At 46.6% G+C, this 6826-nt stretch carries 4 protein-coding genes and 1 pseudogene; 2 read left to right on the plus strand and 3 right to left on the minus strand.

Going from position 1 to position 6826, the window contains the following annotated elements; all coding sequences use genetic code 11:
- Nucleotides 1-70 precede the first annotated feature (70 nt).
- A pseudogene (locus QOS01_RS10040) lies at nucleotides 71-553 on the plus strand (alpha/beta hydrolase); the annotation flags it as partial.
- Nucleotides 554-704: 151 nt separating this feature from the next.
- Here the strand turns inward: QOS01_RS10040 and QOS01_RS10045 are convergent.
- Both QOS01_RS10045 and QOS01_RS10050 read right to left on the minus strand, forming a co-directional pair.
- A complete protein-coding gene (locus QOS01_RS10045) occupies nucleotides 705-1970 on the minus strand; it encodes an MFS transporter (protein ID WP_283622228.1) in 1266 nt (421 codons plus the stop codon).
- Nucleotides 1971-2023: 53 nt separating this feature from the next.
- Nucleotides 2024-4030 (minus strand): right-handed parallel beta-helix repeat-containing protein, encoded by a 2007-nt coding sequence (locus QOS01_RS10050; RefSeq protein WP_283622229.1) that lies wholly within the window; start codon nucleotides 4028-4030, stop codon nucleotides 2024-2026.
- 143 nt (nucleotides 4031-4173) lie between these two features.
- Here QOS01_RS10050 and QOS01_RS10055 point away from each other — a divergent pair, with 143 nt between their 5' ends.
- Nucleotides 4174-5349: an AraC family transcriptional regulator gene (locus tag QOS01_RS10055; RefSeq protein ID WP_283622230.1), complete on the plus strand. Its 1176-nt coding sequence runs from the start codon at nucleotides 4174-4176 to the stop codon at nucleotides 5347-5349.
- Here the strand turns inward: QOS01_RS10055 and QOS01_RS10060 are convergent, their stop codons facing one another.
- Nucleotides 5350-6651 carry an L-cysteine desulfidase family protein gene (locus QOS01_RS10060; protein ID WP_283622231.1) on the minus strand — a complete coding sequence of 434 codons (1302 nt, stop codon included), beginning with the start codon at nucleotides 6649-6651 and terminating at the stop codon, nucleotides 5350-5352.
- Nucleotides 6652-6826 lie beyond the last annotated feature (175 nt).

Here is a 6826-nt window from a genome sequence, read left to right on the forward strand (position 1 = left end):
GTTGAGGTAACACCATTAAAGACCTTGATGGGTTTTTCTGTCCACTTAAATGTTCAACTTAAATTTTACAATCTGCCCCTTAGAAAAACGCGGGCACTACCCGGCATTTAACTTTGTGGGGCACTCGATGGGTAACCTGGAGATTGCCAACTACATCAATGACAATGCCGGTCACCTGCCGAAGATCAACCACCTGGTTGCCATTGCTGGCCACTATAACGGCCTGGTCGGGCAATCAACGGCCGAAAGTGCGGTCAACCAGGAGGGTAAACCGACGCGGGAGGACTCCTGCTTCAAGGCCCTCCTTGGTCTCCGGCAGAACTTCCCCCGCAATACCCGGGTGTTAAACATCTACGGCAACCTCGATAACGGCTCTAACTCCGACGGTGATGTTCCCGTTAACTCGGCAAAATCGTTGAAGTACCTGGTTGCCAACCGGGCGAAGTCTTACCAGGAGCTTGAACTGCACGGTAAGAGTGCCCAGCACAGCCGGCTCCACAACAATAACCACCAGGTTGACCAGGCATTGATCAACTTCCTGTGGGCAAAATAAAGGGATCCCCCCCTCCCCTTATATAGCCTTTACTACTCAACGACTAGTAAATTATTCCTGGTCGTTTTTTTGCTGTTTAAAAAATTTCACCGGCTACCTATTGTCGGTAGTCGGTGAAGTGATGTGTAAGTTAGTTATTTAATAATTGCAGTTACTTAATTCCTTTAATGAAGAAGATCAAAATTGAACCTAAAACAGCTGAAACACAGGCTGCAGGGAAGATATATCCATAACCACCCATGTTAATTGCAGTTGCGGCAACAATTGGGCCAAAAATCTGCCCAGCACTGTTTGCCATGTTCAACAGACCTAAGTCTTTAGCAGCAGTTTTCTCGTTTGGTAATACGTCAATGTTCAACGCCTGATCCACGGAATTGTACATTCCAAATCCAATTCCGGCAATCACTGCGTAAGCCAACATTCCCCAAGTATTTGTTGTTAAACGTGGAACAAATACCCCTAAGGCAATGATCAGGCCAGCAGTAATAACAGGTAATTTCCGAACCTTCATCTTATCGGCCAATGGCCCGGAGATCAGTGACATAATAACCGCGGTAATCATTAAAATTATCGAAATCAGCGATACATATTGCTGGACTGCGCCACCCCTGAGCTTAATGTAGTCGGTAAAGATATATAAGGTATAGCCCGAAATGGCAAATTGAGAAATAATAATCATAAACTTACCAAATAAGGCTAGATAGAAGTTGCGGGCGTTATGAGTTGGGAAGACGAAGTTTGCAGAAAAGGCCTTCCAACCATCAATCTTTTCAACGGGCATATTCTTAGTTGACTGCTCGTGTAAAATCAGCGCCGCAATTGGTCCAGATACTAAGGTCATCGTGGCCATAACGTAAAAGCCCATTGTGTTATTGTACAAGAAATGGGAACCAATTACTGGTCCTAAGCCTTGCGCAGCAGCGGTTCCTAATGCATACATCCCAGACATCGTGCCCCGGAACTGTTCAGAGGTCCGGTCGGCAATTACTGCAACCAGTGGAGCTACGATCATATTTTGGAAAAGGACATATACAGAGTCACCGACAACAACACCAAATGCTGTCTTGGCATGACTCCAGGCAATAATACTAATGAATGAACCAATTGAACCAACAATTATCCATGGCGTCCGCCGTCCCCAACGTGAGCGGGTCCGGTCAGAAAGGCCACCCCAGATAATATTTGAAATTGTTGCCACGATCATTGCAACCGCAGACATTGTTGCAATAACGTTTTGCTTCGTTGCCGGATCAATGTCTTGGACCAGTTTTGGAACTGTAACCCCAACTAATCCAAGGTAAGGGCCAACCCAAAGAAAGTAGCCCAGAACAATCCCAATACAGGTTCTTACTGGAAACTTCTTCTGCTCTTCGTTAGTTGGTGTTTGCCATGGTTTTCTTTCGGTCGAATTATCCATATTTTTCACATCCCTTTTTAATCACGTCATTCAACCGTATTCAGCAAATGGTCCTATTCTTTCCAGAGGGCCTTGCCAACTGCATCGCTTGACGCGAACGGTCCGGGGATAGTCGAAATACCACGGTGGTTGCCAAAGTAGTCTTCACTGATTTGGATATCGTCACCTTCAGGCGTTTCAAATCGTTGCTCTGGCTCAAATGCTTCGCCCAGGATATCTGAATTAATAATGTTCGTCTTGTAATTACCAATTAGGTCGTAGACGTTCGTTTCAATTACTGGCTTGCCGTCTTTTTCAACTAGTTCAACCTTGGCTTCGTCATGATCGTTAACCAACTTGTTAACTTCTTTCTTCCATGCCTTAGCACCATTTAGGTAAACGTTGCCACCGGCCCAAACTGGAAGGTGTCCCAGGTGGTACGGCTGAAGATCATTCATATCATTTTCCTTAGCGTAGGTACCTTCAAGGCGTTTGAACGGTGCGTACCACTCGTCATAAGTCGGGTAGTCATCAAAGACAAAGGTCCCAACTTCTTCGTTATCTTCAGGGTTAGCTTCTGGAGCCCACTTTTGAACAAAGATGTTGTTGTAGAAACGATCATCCCCGTGCAGAATGGTTGAGAAGCCAGCTACTTCAGTCCGGTGCGGAATGTGGTATGGCGTGTACCGTTGACGATCAGGGCCCTTGCCTGGGTAATCCGTCCCGGTGCCAACATAGGTAAATGAACCAAGAATCAAGTTGTTAACCACCCCAAGGCCCTGGGTAGGAATCTTCAACGAGTCTTTAGAAAGTAGGAGGTTATTATCAATCAGCGTTGGCCCGTGACCAACCTCAACCCAGATATCCTGGCTTTCCATTGCCCCGTTAAGGCGGTGAGCAGTACCATCTGGTGCATAGTTGTGGTCAAACAGGTTTTGAGTAATTCGGGTTCCTTGAGCTTCCCAATCACACCAGAGACCCATTGTACAGTGGTCAAAGTGGTTCCGCCGGTAAATTACATCAATTGCCGCATGCATCTTAATACCGGCAATTTCGGCTCCGGCAAGTTCTTGCATATTGTTGATGTGGTGAACATGGTTGTCTTCAATCAGACTGAAGACGCCCCCTTGCCGGCCAACGATTCCGTCCTGTTCACAATCGTGAATGTTACACCGCCGAACGATGTGGTGACCAATCTTTTCCTTTAGCCAACCATCGTATTGTCCCCGACAAACGGCTTCCCTTTCCATTTGTGTCGGGCTCTTGATGTGTTTGTAAGTAAAGTAGTGGTCATTGTTAGGATCCTTATATTTACCAAGGGAAATTCCTGCACACCGGCTCAAACTAATATCACAGTCCTCAATAATCCAGCCCTTTGACCAGTGAGGGCCAATCATTCCATCTTGGAAGGCAGCCGGTGGAGCCCAAGTGGTAGCCGCCTTGTTAACAGTGAAGCCTGCAAAAGTGATGTAGTTAACACCCGTCTTCTTTGGCCAGAAGCATTCCCGACGTACGTTAATATCAACGTCTTCATGGTTAGGATCCTTGCCTTGGAAGTTAGCGTAAATGACCGTCTCGTTCCGGTCCTTGTCTTGTTCGGTGTACCACTTATAAACTGAATTTGCCGGGTCCCACGAACGTGCATAAACTTCACCTTTAATACAATCTTCTAGCGAAGTAGTTTCATAGAAGTGAATATTATTCATGTAAACAGCCCCGGTATGCTTATCAACCGGACCAAAATACCAGTCACCAACAACAAATGTTGTGTACGGGTTGTATGACCCAAAAATACTGTTATTAATCCGAGCAACCCAAACATTGTCCTTGTACTTTTCCCAGTTAGTTACCTTTTCTGCCCCGGTAATTGTTGCCTTGAGAGGTTCAACACTGCGGTAAACAATTCGAGCGTCCTTTGTTCCGGCGTGAATTGGGTTAACATTTTCCCGGTAAGTACCAGGGAACACGAGAACTTCATCACCAGGTTCAGCAACCTGGGCAGCCTCGTTAATTAGCTTGAAAGGTCGTTCTTGAGTACCGTTGCCGTCAAATGTCGCATTAGCATCAACATAAATCTTCATTCATGACAGCTCCAATCATTTTGTGTAAAATTAAATAGTAACAATACCTGCAAGCGCTTACGTATTTAATTATGCAGAATCAATTCAGGGATATCTTGCATTTTCCTACGAATTTTTGGATATAAGTAAGCGGAGGGATTTTTATGAATCTATTACGTCAGTACCTCAGAACAACCAGTTTTGCTTACAGTATCATCAGAAACGGCCAGATTATTGAAAAAGATAGGGATAACTTACTGGCGGGAACGTTCAATGCAAAAAAATTCGCCCTCACCAGCAGGCAAAGACGACTCGTTACTTTTTACAAACTTAAGGGACAAAATATTATCACCGCTATTATTAGACATCACAATTACTACTACGTAATTGGGCCTGTTATTATCAGCACCAATGACCAAGATAAGACACCCCAGCCTTTCTTAGTCAGCAGTGCCCACCTCAAGCATTTCTCGGCTGATCGTTTCATTATGGTTATTGCCCTATGCATTAACCTGTTAGGCGCATACATCAATTCTAAAAAACTGCAGCTTCGTTACCGGCGACCCATTTATACCAACACAAGCTTTAAGAAGAGCAGTTTCATCCGTCTGAACAACAATGGCGCCCATGTTAACTACGCCTTTGAAAAGCAAATCAATAACGCTATCCTTTGTGGCGACCAAGCGGAAATTCATACGGCCTTAACCCGCTTATACCATTCCGGGCGAATTGGCATTTTGAGCAATAAGGGTGAATTACGCAATATCATTGACTTTGGCATCATTGTTGTTTCAACCAACATCCGGGTAGCCTTAAGAAGCGGGATGAACTTCGAACTTGCTTACAGTCTGAACGATTACTACGTTCACCGTTTAGAAGAGCAAAAGTCATTTCATGCCGTCATCAAATGCATTAAAGATAATTTAACCGACCTCAGCAAAGAAGTTAAACACGATATTACTACCGGTATGCCACCAACAATTGTCCGGGCCTACCGTCTCGTATCGACAAACCCCCAGGAGGACATTACGGTTGCGGAGGTAGCGAAACAGCTCAACATTTCACCAAACTACTTTTCTAGTCAGTTTAAAAAGTGGAGGGGAATTAGTTTTACCCAGTTTCGGATTCTTGAAAAGATCAATTACGCCATTACCCTCCTCGTTTCATCAAACATGAACGTTTCAGAAATTGCGGCCCTACTTCACTTTAATGATCAAGCTTACTTCGCTAACCAATTTAAAAAGCACACCGGGTTTTCGCCAAACCAGGTGCGCAATAATCCTATTCTTATTAGTGATTGGAATATCTATAACTATCTAAAGGCTAAATGCCGACTATAGTCACTTACATTCTTCCTTACCCATCATAATTTTCAAGATAACGGGGTCCGAGGCTGCCAAGCCACTCCGGGTCAGTTCACCAAGGCCACGGATTGTTTCGTCGACGGAGTTGCTTACCAAGCCATTAGTTCCCGGAATCGTCACCCCTTGAAGGGCCAAGTTGACCGCCTTAAACATCGTCTGGACGGAGGTTGCCACCTTGATAGCACAGGAACAGCCGGCCCCATCACAGACCATCCCAGCGGCATCCCCAATCATGTTCTTAATTGCCCGACCGGCCACCTCAATGTCGTCGCTCAACAGGTAGGCAATTCCCGTGGCGGCGCCCATCGCAGCGGCATGGGTTGCACAGTAAGCCGACAGAATCGGCAAAAACGAGTGCACGTAGATCGCTGTCAGGTGGGATAGGGCCAGGGCCCGGATCAGCTGCTCGTCAGACGCCCGTTGCGCTTTGGCCACAACACACACCGGGACAGTGGCCGTGATTCCCTGGTTCCCGGAACCGGAGTTGGTAACTGCCGGCAGCTGGGCACCACCCATCCGCGCATCCGAAGCGGCAGCGGTGTATGACACCAGCCGGTTCAACAGGGAATTATCGTAGCCCAGGCTCTGCGGGTTATTCATCGCCCGACCGACCCGCATCCCGTAGTCATGCGTCAGCCCCTCCTTTGCCAGGGCCATGTTATCGACCTGGGCAAGTTTGATAAATTTCAGCTCTTCTAGGGGCGCCATTGTTGCCAAGTCCCAAATCTCCTGGAGCCGGCCCTGCTGCATGAAGAGTTCCCAATCGGCCAGGGAATCAACTGCGGGGCGGTCCTTTTCAAACACCACCGTCCCATTTTTCTTGATGCAGTAAATGTTTGTATGGTCTGCTGCGATATAAACCTCCACAGTATTGCCGCTGACGGTGGTAACCTTCACCTGAACGTAAAGCTTATCCTTGACGTCCGCCAGGGAAACGTGAATCTTGCCAGAACAGGCCAGGTCAGCAACCTGCTTGACCCCGGCCGCCGGAATTTCCGGAATCACCTTCATCCCCTTGCTAGGATCACCGAACAGGTAGCCCACGGCCGCCGCAACGGGCAGGCCAGGTTTCCCGGTCCCCGGAACGATCACCGCAATTGCGTTCTTCATAATATTCATCGACACACGAACGTCAATTTTAGCGGGTTCCTCGTGACCTAACTGCCCTGCACAAGTGGCAACGGCAAAAGCGACCGCAACGGGTTCCGTACACCCGGTTGCGACTGATACCCCGTTATGGAGGGCCTTTAAATACATTGCCTTCTTACTAGCTTCCATCTTTTCCTCCTCGTGTGAAACCTTATTCTGACGAGTGGTGAAACGTTTCACATGCTTCTTTCATATTAAATTATATCATCTTGATAATTTTTTATCACTCCCGGTTTGTAAAATTAAGTTAGAAAAACAAAAAAGCCATTTGTGATAGACTTTTGAGTATCCCTAATCAAAAGAA

It is taken from the genome of Limosilactobacillus avium (assembly GCF_947381485.1).
Lineage (GTDB): Bacteria > Bacillota > Bacilli > Lactobacillales > Lactobacillaceae > Limosilactobacillus > Limosilactobacillus avium.